The organism is Pseudomonas brassicacearum (assembly GCF_000585995.1).
Lineage (GTDB): Bacteria > Pseudomonadota > Gammaproteobacteria > Pseudomonadales > Pseudomonadaceae > Aquipseudomonas > Aquipseudomonas brassicacearum_A.
The window spans coordinates 2,995,248-3,011,755 of record NZ_CP007410.1 but is presented as its reverse complement, the minus strand read 5'-3'; the positions used below and the strand labels follow the sequence as shown (position 1 = coordinate 3,011,755).

The window sequence follows — 16,508 nt, the reverse complement described above, 5'->3', positions numbered from 1 at the left end:
TTCAGCGCCTAGCGATTGCCGTTATTCGTGCTCCTGGGCGGCGGCGTGTATTCGAGAGTGGGTCGTGGCGAAGCCGGCGGCTTGCCGGAACGCGGGTAGCCATTGCCAATGCCGCCGTTTTCCAGGGTCGGTGGACGAGGAGTCGGAATCGTCGGGTTATTGCGGATCGTCGGCACATTGGGCTGGGTGCCCTGCATGCTGTTGGGATTGGCCCGGCGAGTCGGGCTGTTATAGGGGTTGTTGTTGCCGGGCAGATTCTGGGCCACGAGCACGGCACCCTCGCCAGGCACAGCGGCCTGGGCAGCGGTGGTCAGCAGTAGCGTCATGATGGCGAACATTAGCCTGTTCATCGGAGCTCCTCATGGATTCAGGCATATCGAAAACACGCTACGCCGCAGGTTCGCCGTTGTTAAGTAAAAAATCCCCTGGAACATGTAACCAAGCGTCTCCAAGCCGCCTTCCACAGCGCATCAGGCAGCACACGGTGGAAACTTTTCCCAGGGCCCCAGGGTCACCAGAAAGACGAATTCACCGGCAAGGAAACTCCACCATGGCACGGGCAATCTGGAAAGGCGCAATCAGTTTCGGACTGGTCCACATTCCTGTGGCGCTGGTGTCGGCCACCTCGTCCCAGGGTGTGGATTTCGATTGGTTGGACAAGCGCAGCATGGACCCGGTGGGCTACAAGCGGGTCAACAAAGTCACGGGCAAGGAAGTGACCAAGGAAGACATCGTCAAAGGCGTGCAATATCAAAAAGGCCAGTATGTGCTGCTCAGCGAAGAGGAAATCCGCTCCGCCCACCCCAAATCCACCCAGACCATCGATATTTTTTCCTTCGTCGACAGCGAAAAAATCCCGCTGCAAAACATCGACACCCCGTACTTCCTGGCGCCGGACAAGCGCGGCGGCAAAGTCTACGCGCTGTTGCGTGAAACCCTGGTCAAGACCAACAAAGTGGCCCTGGCCCACGTCGTGCTCCACACCCGCCAGCACCTGGCGGCCCTCATGCCCCTGGAATCGGCCCTGGTGCTGGTGATGCTGCGCTGGCCGGCGGAAGTGCGTGACCTCGACATCCTGGAACTGGGCGACGAGGTCACTCATCCAACCCTGGCCAAGGGTGAGTTGGACATGGCCAAGCGCCTGGTGCAGGACATGAGCGCCGACTGGGAGCCGGAACAATACCGCGACAGTTTCGAAGACAAAATCATGGAACTGGTGGAGAAGAAGGCCAACGAAGGCCGACTCGAAGCGGTGGAAACCGACCCGGGCGAAGAGCAACGCAAGACCGCCGATGTCATCGACCTCACCGAACTGCTCAAGCGCAGCCTGGGTGGCAAAGGCAAGGCGGCGGACAAGCCCGCCGCAAAAACCGCTGCAAAACCGACGAAGACCGGCAAGTCCACTCCTGCTAAAAAAGCCACCAAGGCTTCTCGGGGCTAGACCCGGGCGCCCGTCATACAAAGGAATCTGTCATGGCCAATGCCGAGAGTGAATACGCCCGCCTGTCCGATGCCGAGCAGAACAAGCCATCGTCGCCCCATCGCGCCCAACGGGCCAGGACCGCCGACGAAAACCGCCTTCCCGCACGTATATCGCCGCAGTTGGCCACGCCCGTGGAACAACCTCCGTCCGGTGAGTGGCTCTATGAAGTGCAATTCCATGGCTATCGACTGCTGACCCGCATCGAACACGGCAAAGTGCGGTTGCTCAATCGTACTCAGCAGGACTGGACCGACCGGCTGAAGCTGCACGCCGACGCCCTGGCCGAGTTGAACCTGGGGGACAGTTGGCTCGACGGTGAGTTGGTCCTGTTGGACGATACCGGACACTCTGACTTCGCCGCCCTGCGCCAGGCGTTCGAGATCGGCCGCAGCGTCGACATGGTGTATTTCCTGTTCGATGCGCCGTTTCTCAATGGTGTCGACCTGCGCCAGAAGCCGGTGGAAGAACGCCGCGCGGCACTTAGGAAGGTCCTGAAGAACAACGCCAGCAAGCGCCTGCGGTTTTCCGAGGCATTTTCCGCCAGCCAGCACGATATGCTCGAAAGCGCCATCGCCCTCTCACTGGACAGCGTGGTCGGCAAGCGCCTGGGCAGCCCTTATATGTCCCGACGAAGCGCCGATTGGGTGAAGCTCAAGTGTCGCCTGCGCCAAGCCTTCGTGATCGTCGGGTTTACCCGTGCGCAAGGCAAGCGCAACGGTTTCGGCGCGCTGTTGCTGGCGGTCAACGGGCCGTCGGGGCTGGTGTATGCCGGCCGGGTCGGTACAGGATTCACTCAATCCCAGCTCAAACAGTTACATGAGCAACTCTGTACCCAAGAGCGTGACACGCCGCCGCTGGCCACACCGCTCAACGCCACACAGAGCCGCAGTGTCCATTGGGTAGAGCCGACTCAGGTCTGCGAAGTCGAATTCGCCGAATGGACCCGTGACGGCGTGGTGCGCCAGGCGGTTTTCCTGGACCTGCCGGCCACCACACCCACCAACAGGGTTATCCGCGAACAGCCCTTGCCGATAAAAAACCCGCCCCCCAACCCTCAGCGCCGCAGCAAAGCCCGCGCCGTGGAGGTCGGTGGCGTGACGATTACCCATCCCGAGCGCGTCATCGACAGTGTCAGCGGCGTCCAGAAAGCCGAGCTGGCGCAGTATTACGCCGACATCGCCCCGTGGATCCTGCCCCATCTGAAGCAGCGCCCCGTTGCCCTGTTGCGAGCTCCGGACGGGATCGGTGAGGAGCAGTTTTTCCAGAAACACGCAGATCGCCTGGACATTCCCCATATCAAACAACTGGATCCGGCGCTGGACCCTGGCCATGCCGCCCTGATGGAAATCGACAGCGTGCAATCGCTCATCAGCGCGGCACAAATGGGCACGCTCGAATTGCACACCTGGACGGCCACCCACGGCCGGATCGAAACGCCAGACCAGTTCGTCCTGGACCTGGATCCCGACCCATCCCTGCCCTGGCGCGCCATGCTCGAGGCGACTCGCCTGACCCTGTCGCTGCTCGACGAGCTGGGTTTGCAAGCCTTTCTCAAGACCAGTGGCGGCAAAGGCATGCACGTCATCGTGCCGCTGGCGCGAAGTGAAGGCTGGGACAGCACCAAGGCGTTTGCCAAGGCGATCTCTCAGTTCCTGACCCGGCAGATGCCGCAACGGATCACCGCGACCATGGGGCCAAAAAACCGCGTCGGGAAAATATTCGTCGACTACCTGCGCAACGCCCGGGGCGCCAGCACCGTGACCGCCTACTCAGTACGAGCCCGGCCAGGCCTGCCGGTATCCGTCCCGATTGCCCGTGCCGAACTGGACGGTTTGCGCAACGCCCAGCAATGGGACATCTATACGGCCCTTGATCGGGCCAAGGGCCTGGGCGCCGATCCTTGGGAAGGCTACAACCATCGACAACGGATCACCGCGCGGATGTGGGAACAACTGGAGGCGCAAAAACCAATCACTGATGGAACGTGACTCAGATCCAGACAAAAATCGCCAGCAACCCGCCGAAGAACGCCCATTTCTGCAGGTAATACAGCTTGCGGTTGCGCTTCTTCAGCGCTTTACCCTGGAGCCGTATTTTATAGAGCCTGGAAAACGCCCGGTTCAAGCCACCGGTCTTGTCGCCGGCATCGTTGGGCGCACCGGCGGCGGCCATCACTGTGCGGCTGAACCAGCGATTGAACGCAGTGGCCCAGCGAAACGTCATGGGCCGTTCCACATCGCAGAACAGAATGATGCGGTTATCGGCGGTGGTGTTCTCGGCGTAATGAATGAATGTCTCATCGAACATCACCGCTTCGCCATCGCGCCAATGGTAATGCTCACCGTCGACATTGATGTAGCAGCCGGCGTCGTTGGGCGTTTCCAAGCCCAGGTGATAGCGGTAGGACCCCGCATACGGGTCGCGGTGTCGCACCAGCTTCGAACCCGGTGGCAGCTGCGCGAACATCGCCGCCTTGATCGAACCGATGCTCTGCACCAGTTCCGTGGTACGCGGGCACAGCTTCATGGCCGAAGGATGACTGTCGCCGTACCACTTCAGGTAAAACCGCTTCCAGCCGGTCTTGAAGAACGAGTTGAAGCCGACGTCATCGTACTGACTGGAACGCTTGATCTCCCCCGCCTGCAGCAAGCTTTGGCCTTCAGCCCGGATCTCTTCCCAATGGGCTTGCAACGGGCTCAAGTCTGGGAAGTCCGCCGGATTCAGGAACGGTTTGCCGGGAAACCTGGAACACAGGTACAGCAGGCAATTGATCGGCGCGAGAAAGGACGAGTGGTCGCTCAACTGGCGTGCCAGTCCATGTCGCACGCGCCCGCGCAGGTGCACATAGCCGATGGACAAGATATAGATCGCGACAATGATGAGCTTCACGGATTCCGTCACACATCAGGAGTGAAATGGGGCTATTTTCCCCGGCCAGCCAAGCGGCAAAGGGGAAAGGCATCGAATGAGGTGGCATTTTAGCCAGAGTTTGTAACCGAAAGTTACCCTTCAAATGTGAAAAACTGTCTTGCCCGGGCAATACCCTATCGTTAATGCGGCCAGATCAGTACAATCGCCGCCAAACATCACGCGCCCCCTTTGGCCGATACCGCAAACCACGGCTTCGGCGCACGTCTATTCGGGCCAGGCGCTCCGTATGCTGCTGTCCTCTTATGCCGGATGGACCCTTGCGCTTGCGACCGCGACGCCTTTGCGCGGTCGGGACCCGCGCAAACAGGTACTGAACAGGTACTGCCGCACCCTTAGCTACTCTGAATGTTCCGCAGGATAAACCTTTGATCTCTACAGCTAACATCACGATGCAGTTTGGCGCCAAGCCACTGTTCGAAAACGTCTCTGTCAAGTTCGGCGCGGGTAACCGCTACGGTCTGATCGGCGCCAACGGTTGCGGCAAGTCGACCTTCATGAAAATCCTCGGCGGCGACCTCGAACCGTCCGGCGGCCAGGTGATGCTCGAGCCGAACGTGCGCCTGGGTAAACTTCGCCAGGACCAGTTCGCCTACGAAGAATTCACCGTGATCGACACCGTGATCATGGGTCACGAGGAACTGTGGAAGGTCAAGGCCGAGCGCGATCGCATCTATTCGCTGCCGGAAATGACCGAAGAAGACGGCATGGCCGTGGCCGAGCTGGAAACCGAATTTGCCGAGATGGACGGCTACACCGCCGAATCCCGCGCCGGCGAACTGCTGCTGGGCCTTGGGATTGGCATCGAGCAGCATTTCGGCCCGATGAGCGAAGTGTCGCCAGGCTGGAAACTGCGTGTACTGCTGGCCCAGGCGCTGTTCTCCGACCCGGAAGTGCTGCTGCTCGACGAACCGACCAACCACCTGGATATCAACACCATCCGCTGGCTGGAAAACGTGCTGACCCAGCGTTCGAGCCTGATGATCATCATCTCTCACGACCGTCACTTCCTGAACAGTGTCTGCACCCACATGGCGGACCTGGACTACGGCGAGCTGCGCCTGTTCCCGGGCAACTACGACGAGTACATGACCGTGGCGACCCAGTCCCGCGAGCAACTGCTGTCGGACAACGCCAAGAAGAAAGCGCAGATTTCCGAATTGCAATCGTTCGTCAGCCGTTTCTCGGCCAACGCCTCGAAAGCCAAGCAAGCCACCTCCCGTGCCAAGCAGATCGACAAGATCCAACTGGCCGAGGTCAAGCCATCGAGTCGTGTCAGCCCGTTCATTCGCTTCGAGCAGACCAAGAAGCTGCACCGCCAGGCAGTCATCGTCGAGCGCATGGCCAAAGGCTTTGACGGCAAGCCGCTGTTCAAGGATTTCAGCTTCACCGTCGAAGCCGGCGAGCGCGTGGCGATCATCGGCCCGAACGGCATCGGCAAGACCACGTTGCTGCGCACCCTGGTCAATGAACTGGAACCGGATGCCGGTACCGTGAAATGGACCGACGCCGCGGAACTGGGCTACTACGCCCAGGACCACGCCCACGACTTCGAAGACGACGTCAACCTGTTCGACTGGATGGGCCAATGGACCCAGGGTGGCGAACAACTGGTGCGTGGCACCTTGGGCCGCATGCTGTTCTCCAACGACGAGATCCTCAAGTCGGTCAAGGTCATTTCCGGTGGTGAACAGGGTCGCATGCTGTTCGGCAAGCTGATCCTGCAAAAGCCCAACGTGCTGGTGATGGACGAACCGACCAACCACTTGGACATGGAATCCATCGAAGCGCTGAACCTGGCGTTGGAAAACTACCCGGGCACGCTGATCTTCGTCAGCCACGACCGCGAGTTCGTATCGTCCCTGGCTACCCGCATCATCGAGCTGAGCGCCGACGGCGTCGTCGATTTCAGCGGCACCTATGACGATTACCTGCGCAGTCAGGGTGTGGTGTTCTAAGAGCAGAACTGAGCGATAAGCTTCAAGCTGCAAGTGAAAAGCCCTGTCCGTTGTGACGGGGCTTTTTGTATTTCAAGGGTAGAAAACCTGTGGGAGCGAGCTTGCTCGCGATGGCGGTAGCACATCCCACATCAATCCAGCCTGAACACCCAGTCTCCCAAACACATTTAGTTAGCCTGCTTTCTTTTATCCCCACCTCGCGCCATGATGAGGCTCTCTTACCGCCGCCCGCGAACGAGCCCCATGCCCACGCCCTCCTCCGCCCCCAGCTCCCTGTCGATCACCTTGCAGATCGTCTCCATCGTTTTCTACACCTTCATCGCCTTCCTCTGCATCGGCCTGCCGATTGCCGTGTTGCCGGGGTATGTCCACGAACAGTTGGGCTTCAGCGCGGTGGTGGCCGGGCTGACCATCGGCTCACAGTATCTGGCGACACTGCTCAGCCGGCCCATGGCCGGGCGACTGTCGGACAGCGTCGGCACCAAGCGGGCGATCGTCTACGGCTTGTCGGGGATTGTGCTCAGCGGCGTGCTGACGTTGATCTCGACCTTACTGCAAAGCTTCCCGCTACCCAGCCTGCTGATTCTGATTGCCGGCCGTTTGTTGCTCGGCGTGGCCCAAGGCCTGATTGGCGTGGGTACGATCAGCTGGTGCATGGGCCAGGTCGGCGTGGAACACACGGCCCGCTCGATTTCCTGGAACGGCATCGCCTCTTACGGGGCCATCGCCATCGGCGCGCCGCTGGGGGTGGTGATGGTCGGTGAGCTGGGCTTCGCCAGCCTGGGCGTCGCCTTGTCGTTGCTGGCCGGTGCGGCGCTGTTGATGATTCGCAACAAGCCGTCGGTGCCGGTGATTCGCGGCGAGCGCCTGCCTTTTTGGGCCGTGTTCGGGCGCATCGCGCCGTACGGGGCGAGCCTGAGCCTGGCCTCGATCGGCTACGGCACGCTCACCACGTTCATCACGTTGTTTTACGTCAGTCGCGGCTGGACCGGCGCGGCCTGGTGCCTGACGGTCTTCGGGGTCTGCTTCATTCTGGCGCGGTTATTGTTCATCTCCAGCATCGCCCGCTTCGGTGGTTTCAGTTCGGCCATTGTCTGCATGAGCATTGAAACCCTGGGGCTGGTGTTGCTTTGGCTGGCGCCTTCCACTGCGTTCGCGCTGATCGGCGCGGGGCTGGCTGGTTTCGGGCTGTCGCTGGTGTATCCGGCGTTGGGGGTGGAGGCCATCAAGCAGGTGCCGAATACCAGTCGGGGTGCCGGGTTGAGTGCCTATGCGGTGTTCTTTGACCTGGCCTTGGCGATTGCCGGTCCGTTGATGGGGGCGGTGGCTTTGAACCTTGGGTATTCGTCGATCTTTTTCTGTGCTGCGTTGTTGTCGATCATTGGGTTGGGATTGACTTTGCTGCTGCGGCGTCGAGCCGTCAGAGCCGATTATTGATTGCTGTTTTTTCGGGGGGAGGTCGATAGTTGCGCGGCTTTATTTGTGGGCGTAGTTTTGGGTGCATATCCATTGCTGCGGTAACGGCTTCTTAGGGTTCCGCTCTTACAGCGGCTCACTTTTGAGAAGCCTGCGCGGCCCGGCGAAAAGTAAGCAAAACGCTCTTGCCCCACCACTCGGCACCTCGCCTAGGCTCGGTGTGCCCTCACTCCGGCATTGCTCCGTGGGCCGCCGCGAAGGGCCATCCATGGCCCAGCGCGGCTAACCCGGCATCCATGCCGGGTTGCCCACTGCGCAATACCTGCGTTCGGCCAGCGTGGTTTAACGGGGCGCCCACGATCAAAAGCGTACGCGAGGCGGCCTTATAGCCGACCTGGCTTAGCGTGAATGCGTTCCTCCTGTGGGAGCGGGCTTGCTCGCGAAAGCGGAGGGTCAGTTTGTGGTGATGTTGGCTGTGCTGACGCCATCGCGAGCAAGCTCGCTCCCACAGTTTTTTTGTGTCGTGTGCAGATGCTGTGAACACCCACAACTCCATGTGGGAGCGAGCTTGCTCGCGATAGCAGTGGTTCAGCCACACAGAGGCTGGACATACCCCCGCTCTGCTTTGCTTTTGATCTTGATCTTGATCTTGCTTTTGATCTCGACGCCCCATTAACCACGCTGGCCGAACGCAGGTGTTGCGCAGTGGGCACCTCGGCATGGATGCCGAGGTAGCCGCGCTGGGCCATGGATGGCCCTTCGCGGCGGCCCACGGAGCAATGCCTGCGTTCGGGCATGCCGAGCCCTAGCGAGGCACCGAGTGGTGGGGCATGAGCGCTTTGGTTACTTTCGCGCTTTTTGTACGGACCGGACACATGGTTGACGGGTGTGCGGGGACATGGTGGACACTTTCCAGCGAGCCAATTTCGCCGGAAAGCCATCATGCCCTGGACCACGAGAGACGCCATGAGCCTGAAAGAAGAGTTCGTTGCCTTAGCACGGCAACCCGGCAGCAATAAACGTGAGCTGTGTCGACGATTCGGCATCAGCCCGCAAACAGCCTACAAGTGGCTAGATCGCTACAAGGCGCATGGTCAGCAGGGTCTGCAAGAGAAGTCCCGCAGACCCGCGACCAGCCCCAAACTGACCCAGGCCGCCATGGAGGCACAAGTCGTCGCCCTTAGGCAGGCCCATCCGGCATGGGGCGGACGCACGATTAGCAGCCTGTTGGAAAAGCGTATCGCCCCCAGCACCGTCACCAATGTCTTGCACCGGCACGGCCTGATCCAGCCTTCTCAGAGAGAGCAATCGGCAACGCTGAGATTTGAACACGACGCGCCTAATGATCTTTGGCAGATGGATTTCAAAGGGCATTTTGCGCTGCAACAAGGTCGATGCCATCCCCTGACCCTGCTGGACGATCACTCTCGGTTCAGCCTAGCCATTGAGGCTTGTGACAACGAACGGGGAGCCACGGTGAAGGAGAGGATGATCGAGGTTTTTCAACGCTATGGCTTGCCGGCGCGTATCAACGTCGATAACGGCCCACCTTGGGGCTCGCCACGCAATCCGGGTGAAGTGACAGAGCTGAGTATCTGGCTGATTCGCCTGGGGATCCGGATCAGTTTCAGCCGTCCTCGCCATCCTCAAACCAATGGAAAGATCGAACGTTTCCACCGCTCACTCAAAGCAGAGGTGCTGGATGGGCGTCATTTTTCCACGCTAATGGACGCTCAATCGGCTTTTGATCGATGGCGTGAGGTTTATAACCTGCAGCGCCCCCATCAGGCGCTGGGCTACAAGGTGCCTATGGACCGCTATCGGAGCAGCCCCTGGGCGTATCCGCAGCAACTGTCAGAGTTTGAATATGGTCCGGATGATGTGTTGGCCAAGGTGTATCACAGTCGATTTCGCTTCCAGAAACGCTACTTCAGCATCGCCAAAGGACTGGTAGGACAGCACATCGCAATACGCCCTAACGCTGAAAGCGATGGCTTGTTTGACGTCTATTTCTGCCATCACTTTTTACGGACCTTCGACGTGAATAACCCTGACTACGGCGCATAATGTGTCCACTATGTCTCCGCACAGGTGTCAACCATGTGTCCGGTCCGTACACGCTTTTCGAAAGTGACCCGCCGTAAGGGCGGAACCGCCAGCCGCCGTTACAAAAAAACGGATATACACACAAACCTCAGAACAAAGAATCAGCCTCAAATCCACCGATCATTGATCAGCCGTCCTCAACCCCGCCCGGGTCGATTTACCCAAGGCATCACTGAAAAACCGGCTAGCCTCCGAAATCATAGTGCGATGAATGTCCTTACGATCAACACCATCAGCATCCGTACACAGCGCCGGCATCGCCGCAATCTGCTCATCGGTACACGGCGCCAGAAACACAAAATGCCCCGCCCCCGCCAGGGTCTTGAAATCCGGTGCCGTGGGCAGTTTGCGAGCCAACGCCGCAGCATTCTTATCAAAGGCCACCAGCTTGTCCCCATCCCCGCTGTACAACAACACCGGTACATGCACGTCAGCCAGGGTATGACGACCGAACTTCAAGCTCAACGGTGCCATGAGCAACAACGCCCGAACGCGAGGGTCGGCCACCGGCTGTAGGTCGTCACGATCAGCGATCAGTTCACCCTGGGTGTTACAGGCGTCACGGTCATCCGGCCGCTCCTGGCAGTAATGACGCAGGCGATTGAGATCCGGCGTCGCACCGGACAGGATCAGCGCGGTTTCGCCACCGGCGGAATAACCGATCACCCCCACCTGCCCTGCATTGACGAACGGCGAGAGCATCGGGTCATTCAGCGTCGCGGTGATGGCTTCGGAAATCTGGATCGGCCGGCCATACAGGTTGCTGAGGGTACCGAGCCGACTATGGTCCTGGGCGTTGTCGCCGGGATGAATCACCGCCACCACCACAAATCCCTTGCGCGCCAGGGAGGTGGCCAGGTCATGCAGGGCCAGTGGTGTACCGGTGTTGCCATGGGACAACATCAGCAACGGAAAACGGCCGATGGCGATCTGGGCCTCTGGCGCGGCGTCGATCTGGTAGCCCCCCAACTGGCTGGACTGTTCCTTATCGATGGAGGGATAAAAAGCAATGGCGTGCATCGGCTGCTGATCCAGCGGATCGAGAAAGCTCAGTTCATGGAACCCGGCGCTCCAATGTGGATGCGGCGCCGGTGCGGCCTGCACTGAAGCCAGGCTGCCGAGCAAGCACAGCAGTAGCCCTGCACCAATACGTGTCATCGAATCTAATCCTCACCAGCAAACAGGGGATCCTGTTGCCTGCCGCCTTGGCCGTGCATAACCTGCGCCACAAAAGCCTGATGCCAGACGCAAAAAACTCCGCACCCTGGCCGTCCACGACGACCAGAATACAGAGTTTTACGCAGCTTGCCCGAAGGGCATGGAGTTTTTACACAAGCCTTACGCAGCGGCGAATTGCCCGCCGATCTGCGCCTTGGCCTGGCTCATGGCCTTGGTGCGCATGTCGTCACCGTAAGCCAGGCCCTCGGCGCGGACGAACTCGATGTCGGTGATGCCGAGAAAACCGAACATTACCTTCAGATATTCTTCATGGGCCACTCCGCTTGGCTGGCCGGCATGCAGCCCGCCCGAAGTAGAAACGATCACCAGCTTCTTGTCGCCACACAGACCTTCCGGACCTGCTTCGGTGTAGCGGAATGTCTGCCCGGCCACGGCGATGCGGTCGATCCAGGCCTTGAGCTGGGTCGGAATGGTGAAGTTGTACATGGGCGCGGCGATGACGATGGCATCGGCGGCCAGGAATTCGGCCATCGTGGTGGCGCTGAGTTCAGCTTCGTGTCGTTGGGCGGCGTCGCGCAGCTCGGCGCTGGTCCCGGCCGCGACCAGGGTCTGGGCGGAAAAGTGGCTGATGGCGTCAGCGGCCAGGTCACGGTAGGTCACGACCACATCCGCCTCGGCGGCTTGCCAAGCCTGGACCACTTCACGGCTCAATTGGCGGGAAGCGGAATTGTCGCCGAGGATGCTCGAATCGATGTGCAGAAGTTTCATGTGAATGCTCTCCAAGTGAGGATCGCGACCTAGCGATCAATTGGGGACAATCCTATGGATGAAACCAATAACCGATAAGCCCGCAAAAATGCGATAGTTCGTTCCACTGACAGGACAATCGAGCGCGACATGCAAGACCTCAACGATCTGTACTACTTCGCCAAAGTCGTCGAAGCCGGTGGATTCGCCGCCGCCGGGCGCCTGCTGGGCATTCCCAAGTCGCGGCTCTCGCGGCGTATCGCCGAGCTCGAGGAACGCCTCGATGCCCGCCTGCTGCAGCGCACCACGCGCCAGTTGAAGCTGACAGCGGTCGGCGAACGCTACCTGCGCCATTGCCAGGCCATGCTACTGGAAGCCGAGATGGCCGATGAAACGGTGGCGAGCATGTCCAGCGAACCCCGGGGACGTCTGCGCGTCTCCAGCCCTGTAGGCTTGGCGCACCAGATCCTGCCCGGCGTGATCGCGACATTCCTGGCGAAGTTTCCCCAGGTGCAGTTGGAAATGAGCCTGATGAACCGCCGTGTGGACCTGGTCAGCGAAGGCATTGATGTAGCGCTGCGCGTGCGCGACCTCGGCGACGAAGACCCGCAGCTGATGACCCGGCGCCTGCGCCAGGCGCGGCTGATCATGGTCGCCAGCCCGGCGCTCGTCGAAGGACGCCGGATCGAAACCCCAGAGGATCTCAAGCAATTGCCCGTGCTGGGTGCGTTGGAGGCTGATCGCCTGGTGCACCTGCGCCTGCTCAAGACCGACGGACAGAGTGTCGAACTGGCCTTTGAAGCACGCCTGGGCATCGATGACTTCGTCGTGCGTCAAGCCTGTGTCCTTGCAGGCCTGGGTTTTACCTTATTGCCCAGCATGTATTGCGAGGAGGAATTGCAGGACGGCACACTGGTGGAATTACTGCCCGGATGGTCGCTGCCCGATGGCTGGCTGCAGGCAGTCTACCCGCACCGTCGCGGCGTGCTGCCGGCGGTGCGCGCATGGATCGACCATTTGGTGGAAGCTTTTGAGAGCTGTGGAGACAGAACGATATGAGGTTGAGCGAAGAGGACGTCGCGCGGTTTTGCCTGGGCTTGCCTGGCGCCCGGGAAGACTACAAATGGGGCGGTGTACGGGTGTTCTCCATCGCCGGGAACAAGATGTTCGCCTTGCAGGGCCTGCGGGGCGACTCTTTGGCGTTCAAGGTCGACAAGGATCTGTTCCTCGGTCATTGCGACCGCCCGGGCATTCACCCGGCGCCTTATCTGGCACGGGCCCAGTGGGTCATCATGGAAGTGCCCTACCCGTTGGGTGCCGATGAACTGCGTGGCTTGCTGCAACGTTCTCACCAACTGGTGGTCAGCAAATTGCCCAAGCGCACGCAGGTCGGCTTGCTACTGTAGCGACCCTCAGAACAACGTCAGCAGATGGCCGCCCAGGAACAGCTGGTCGATCCAGAACACCTGGTGCAGCAGCACGATGAACCAGAACGCCACTTGAAACGACACTTTGCGGGTCTTGTGGCGAAACACCTGCTGGGCCAGCAATGCCCCCGGCCAGCCGCCTGCCAGCTCCACGGCATGCAGTACGTTCTCCGGGGTCCGCCAGGCGTCGGTGCGGGCCTTGCGCTTGTCGCTCCAGTACAGCAGGAATGCCACCGCACTGACGACCCCGTAAGCGGTCATCGGCACCCACGATACCGCCCGCAGCCCGAGCACGAGCGACCCGAACAGCGGCAAGGCACACAGCAGGGCAAACACCGTCAGCTTGAGCCGCAGATGCTGCACGGCCCCACTGGCATCGCGCGCGGCGTGTTTGCGGACGCCCGAATCGGTCATGGCTTGGCAGCCGTCCAGTCCACCCAACCGAACTGCCAGGTGGCGAGGATCAACAGGCCAAAGGCGATCCGGTACCAGGCGAACACCGCGTAGCTATGGCTGGCAATGAAGCGCAGCAGGCCCTTGACCGCAATCATGGCGAAAATAAAGGCCGTGACAAATCCGATGGCGAACACCGGGAAGTCCGCCGGCACGAACAATTCGCGGTATTTATAGCCCGAGTAGACGGCCGCGCCGACCATGGTCGGCATCGCCAGGAAGAACGAGAACTCGGTCGCAGTCTTGCGCGACAGCCCGAACAGCAGCCCACCGATAATGGTCGCGCCGGAACGGGAGGTGCCGGGGATCATCGCAATGCATTGGGCCAGACCGACTTTCAGCGAATCCTTCCAGGTGATTTCGTCCACCGTTTCGGCGTGCACCTGGTGCTGGCGCTTCTCCGCCCAGAGCATCACCAGGCCGCCCACGACCAGTGCTGCGGCCACGGTGATCGGGTTGAACAGGTACTCGTGGATCAGGTCGGCAAACAGCACGCCCAATACCACGGCGGGCAGGAATGCGATCAGCAGATTGGCGGTAAACCGGCGTGCGCTGGGTTGAGTGGGTAAACCCAGCACCACGTCGAAGATTTTGCGCCGAAACTCCCAGACCACGGCCAGGATCGCGCCCAGTTGGATGATGATGTTGAACGCCATCGAGCGCTCGCCGCCGAACTCGAGCAAGTCAGCGACAATGATCTGGTGCCCCGTGCTGGAAATCGGCAGAAACTCCGTCAAGCCCTCTACCACGCCAAGAATCAGTGCCGAAAAGGCGGTCCACAAATCCATTCATCCCCCAAAAAAGACCTTGTTTGTGCAGGTCTCATTGCTAATCAAGTGTTATGCAGGTGCACGCAGCGGGAGCAAGATAACGGCGACCGTTCAAAAAAGACCAATGAAAAATCAACTCGGGCTCAGGTTTTTCGCTGCGGGGCCGAAATCCTATCAGACAAGCCCTGATAACGCTGCCGCGTTGTGACTCAGGTCAATCACGCGTTCCTGGCAGGCGCTAAGGTGCCGGCCATCGTTATGACAAGAACAAGAAACCGGAGTGACAGCGTATGAATAGCTTGCGCAGTGTGTCGATCAGCCGACGCTTGTGGCTCATCCTGATCGTGGCCATCGTGATGTTGTTCACGTTGGGCGCCTTGATGCTTGCACAGATCCACAGCGACCTTTATCAAGCCAAGGTGCAGAAAACCCAGCATGTGGTGCAGACCGCCAGTGGCGTGCTCACCTACTACCATAGCCTGGAAACGGCCGGCACCCTGACTCGCGACGCTGCGCAAAAACAGGCCCTCAGCGCCGTGCGTGGCCTGCGCTATAACGAGACTGATTATTTCTGGATCAACGACCTGACGCCGGTCATGGTCATGCACCCGGCCAACCCGAAACTCGAAGGCCAGAACCTCTCGGCGATCCGCGATCCAAACGGTTATGCGCTGTTCAATGAGATGGTTGCCATCGCCAAGTCCAAGGGCGCCGGCATGATCAACTACCTCTGGCCTAAACCGGGTGCCGAGGCGCCGGTGGGCAAGACTTCCTACGTCAAACTGTTCGAGCCGTGGGGCTGGATCATCGGTTCGGGCGTGTACGTGGATGACGTGCAGGCCGAATTCCAATCGCAAGTGATCAAGGCCACGGTGATCGGCCTGGTCATCACCCTGCTCATGGGCTTGCTGCTGACCCTGATCGTGCGCAGCATCGTTCGCCCCCTGCAGGAAACGGTCAACGCCATGGCCAACATCGCCAGCGGCGAAAGTGACCTGACCCGCACCCTCGACACCCACGGCCAGGACGAAGTCACGCAACTGGCGCGGCACTTCAACGCCTTCACCGCCAAGCTGCGGCAAGTGGTGACCCAGTTGCAAGCCTCAGCCGGCGCGCTGGGACAATCCTCCAACGAGTTGGGCAACGACGCCGCCCAGGCCCAGGAGCGCAGCCAGCAGCAGTCGCAACAGATGGAACTGGTGGCCACTGCAATCAATGAAGTGACCTATGGCGTGCAGGACGTGGCGAAAAACGCCGAACACGCCGCCAGCGAAATGCGAGACGCCGAATCCCAGGCCCAGCAAGGCCAGGTCAATATCGACGGCAGCTTGCAACAGATCGACCGCCTCTCCCAGACCATCGATCAAGCCGTGGAAGTGATCCGCACCCTGGCGAGCGAAAGCACCCAGATCGGCAGTGTGCTGGAGGTGATCCGCTCCATTGCCGAGCAGACCAACCTGTTGGCCCTCAACGCCGCCATCGAGGCCGCTCGTGCCGGTGAGCAAGGCCGGGGCTTTGCGGTGGTGGCCGATGAAGTGCGGTTGCTGGCCCAGCGCACGCAAAAGTCCACCGCTGAAATCCAAGCGATGATCGAACGCCTGCAGAACCATTCCGAAGCCGCGGTGAAAGTCATCAGCGACAGCAGCCGCGCCTCGCAGCTGACCATCGAACAGGCCGGTCTTGCCGGGGCCAGCCTCAATGCCATCGGCCAGGCCCTGCGCAACCTCAACAGCCTGAATGCGTCCATCGCCAGCGCCACCCTGCAACAGGCCCATGTGGTGGAAGACATCAACCAGAACGTCACCCAAGCGGCAGGTCTGTCCCACAGCACTGCCATCGCGGCCGAACAGTCCAGCCTGGCGAGCACACGCCTCAAGGCGCTGAGCGAAGAGTTGAACGGGCTGCTCAAGCAGTTCCGGGTCTAACGGCAAAAGCTCCTTGTATGTTTACTTAAGACTGTTGTGATTCATTGTGGCGAGGGAGCTTGCTCCCGCTTGAGTGCGAAGCACTCACAAAAAAGGGGCCGCTACGCAACCCAGCG

At 60.3% G+C, this 16,508-nt stretch carries 14 protein-coding genes; 8 read left to right on the top strand and 6 right to left on the bottom strand.

Features of this window, described 5'->3' with window-relative positions:
* Positions 1 to 8: 8 nt before the first annotated feature.
* On the bottom strand, positions 9 to 350 hold the full coding sequence (locus tag CD58_RS13095) for a hypothetical protein (protein WP_025213447.1): 342 nt from the start codon (positions 348 to 350) through the stop codon (positions 9 to 11).
* Between the two features lie 200 nt (positions 351 to 550).
* Between CD58_RS13095 and CD58_RS13090 the strand changes: the two genes are divergently transcribed.
* Together CD58_RS13090 and ligD are read left to right on the top strand one after the other, a co-directional pair.
* A complete protein-coding gene (locus CD58_RS13090) occupies positions 551 to 1,441 on the top strand; it encodes a Ku protein (RefSeq protein ID WP_025213446.1) in 891 nt (296 codons plus the stop codon).
* A gap of 32 nt (positions 1,442 to 1,473) precedes the next feature.
* Positions 1,474 to 3,471: a DNA ligase D gene (ligD, locus tag CD58_RS13085; RefSeq protein ID WP_025213445.1), complete on the top strand. Its 1,998-nt coding sequence runs from the start codon at positions 1,474 to 1,476 to the stop codon at positions 3,469 to 3,471.
* A gap of 1 nt (position 3,472) precedes the next feature.
* On the opposite strand, the gene lpxO is transcribed toward ligD, so the two are convergent.
* Positions 3,473 to 4,372: a lipid A hydroxylase LpxO gene (gene lpxO / locus CD58_RS13080; protein WP_025213444.1), complete on the bottom strand. Its 900-nt coding sequence runs from the start codon at positions 4,370 to 4,372 to the stop codon at positions 3,473 to 3,475.
* A 407-nt stretch (positions 4,373 to 4,779) separates the two neighbouring features.
* Between lpxO and CD58_RS13075 the strand changes: the two genes are divergently transcribed.
* The 3 genes from CD58_RS13075 (at position 4,780) to CD58_RS13065 (ending at position 9,852) form a co-directional block, all read left to right on the top strand.
* Complete coding sequence (locus CD58_RS13075) at positions 4,780 to 6,369, top strand: ABC-F family ATPase (RefSeq protein ID WP_003181279.1); 1,590 nt, start codon at positions 4,780 to 4,782, stop codon at positions 6,367 to 6,369.
* A 243-nt stretch (positions 6,370 to 6,612) separates the two neighbouring features.
* Complete coding sequence (locus tag CD58_RS13070) at positions 6,613 to 7,806, top strand: MFS transporter (protein ID WP_025213443.1); 1,194 nt, start codon at positions 6,613 to 6,615, stop codon at positions 7,804 to 7,806.
* Between the two features lie 921 nt (positions 7,807 to 8,727).
* Entirely contained in the window at positions 8,728 to 9,852 is a 1,125-nt protein-coding gene (locus tag CD58_RS13065) for an IS481 family transposase (protein ID WP_025213442.1), read from the top strand.
* A 159-nt stretch (positions 9,853 to 10,011) separates the two neighbouring features.
* Here CD58_RS13065 and CD58_RS13060 read toward each other — a convergent pair whose 3' ends face one another.
* The gene (locus CD58_RS13060; protein WP_025213441.1) at positions 10,012 to 11,049 is read right to left on the bottom strand and encodes an alpha/beta hydrolase family protein; all 1,038 of its coding nucleotides are present in this window, start codon (positions 11,047 to 11,049) and stop codon (positions 10,012 to 10,014) included.
* Between the two features lie 180 nt (positions 11,050 to 11,229).
* The gene (locus CD58_RS13055) at positions 11,230 to 11,838 is read right to left on the bottom strand and encodes an FMN-dependent NADH-azoreductase (RefSeq protein WP_025213440.1); all 609 of its coding nucleotides are present in this window, start codon (positions 11,836 to 11,838) and stop codon (positions 11,230 to 11,232) included.
* Positions 11,839 to 11,967: 129 nt separating this feature from the next.
* Between CD58_RS13055 and CD58_RS13050 the strand changes: the two genes are divergently transcribed.
* Both CD58_RS13050 and CD58_RS13045 read left to right on the top strand, forming a co-directional pair.
* Positions 11,968 to 12,876, top strand: a complete 909-nt coding sequence (locus CD58_RS13050) for a LysR substrate-binding domain-containing protein (RefSeq protein ID WP_025213439.1) — start codon at positions 11,968 to 11,970, stop codon at positions 12,874 to 12,876.
* Positions 12,873 to 13,223, top strand: a complete 351-nt coding sequence (locus tag CD58_RS13045) for an MmcQ/YjbR family DNA-binding protein (protein WP_038436635.1) — start codon at positions 12,873 to 12,875, stop codon at positions 13,221 to 13,223. Before CD58_RS13050 ends, CD58_RS13045 begins: the two co-directional genes overlap by 4 nt.
* A 6-nt stretch (positions 13,224 to 13,229) precedes the next feature.
* Here CD58_RS13045 and CD58_RS13040 read toward each other — a convergent pair whose 3' ends face one another.
* Both CD58_RS13040 and CD58_RS13035 read right to left on the bottom strand, forming a co-directional pair.
* Positions 13,230 to 13,658, bottom strand: a complete 429-nt coding sequence (locus CD58_RS13040) for a DUF1294 domain-containing protein (RefSeq protein ID WP_025213437.1) — start codon at positions 13,656 to 13,658, stop codon at positions 13,230 to 13,232.
* Positions 13,655 to 14,485, bottom strand: a complete 831-nt coding sequence (locus CD58_RS13035; RefSeq protein WP_025213436.1) for an undecaprenyl-diphosphate phosphatase — start codon at positions 14,483 to 14,485, stop codon at positions 13,655 to 13,657. The genes CD58_RS13040 and CD58_RS13035 overlap by 4 nt, the downstream gene beginning before the upstream one ends.
* A gap of 272 nt (positions 14,486 to 14,757) precedes the next feature.
* Between CD58_RS13035 and CD58_RS13030 the strand changes: the two genes are divergently transcribed.
* Entirely contained in the window at positions 14,758 to 16,392 is a 1,635-nt protein-coding gene (locus tag CD58_RS13030; RefSeq protein ID WP_025213435.1) for a methyl-accepting chemotaxis protein, read from the top strand.
* Positions 16,393 to 16,508 lie beyond the last annotated feature (116 nt).

Coding starts and splice junctions, on each gene's coding strand:
- CD58_RS13095 (WP_025213447.1), bottom strand. CDS start 350: ATGAACAGGCTAATGTTCGCCATCATGACGCTACTGCTGACCACCGCT.
- CD58_RS13090 (WP_025213446.1), top strand. CDS start 551: ATGGCACGGGCAATCTGGAAAGGCGCAATCAGTTTCGGACTGGTCCAC.
- ligD (WP_025213445.1), top strand. CDS start 1,474: ATGGCCAATGCCGAGAGTGAATACGCCCGCCTGTCCGATGCCGAGCAG.
- CD58_RS13070 (WP_025213443.1), top strand. CDS start 6,613: ATGCCCACGCCCTCCTCCGCCCCCAGCTCCCTGTCGATCACCTTGCAG.
- CD58_RS13065 (WP_025213442.1), top strand. CDS start 8,728: ATGCCCTGGACCACGAGAGACGCCATGAGCCTGAAAGAAGAGTTCGTT.
- CD58_RS13060 (WP_025213441.1), bottom strand. CDS start 11,049: ATGACACGTATTGGTGCAGGGCTACTGCTGTGCTTGCTCGGCAGCCTG.
- CD58_RS13055 (WP_025213440.1), bottom strand. CDS start 11,838: ATGAAACTTCTGCACATCGATTCGAGCATCCTCGGCGACAATTCCGCT.
- CD58_RS13050 (WP_025213439.1), top strand. CDS start 11,968: ATGCAAGACCTCAACGATCTGTACTACTTCGCCAAAGTCGTCGAAGCC.
- CD58_RS13045 (WP_038436635.1), top strand. CDS start 12,873: ATGAGGTTGAGCGAAGAGGACGTCGCGCGGTTTTGCCTGGGCTTGCCT.
- CD58_RS13040 (WP_025213437.1), bottom strand. CDS start 13,658: ATGACCGATTCGGGCGTCCGCAAACACGCCGCGCGCGATGCCAGTGGG.
- CD58_RS13035 (WP_025213436.1), bottom strand. CDS start 14,485: ATGGATTTGTGGACCGCCTTTTCGGCACTGATTCTTGGCGTGGTAGAG.
- CD58_RS13030 (WP_025213435.1), top strand. CDS start 14,758: ATGAATAGCTTGCGCAGTGTGTCGATCAGCCGACGCTTGTGGCTCATC.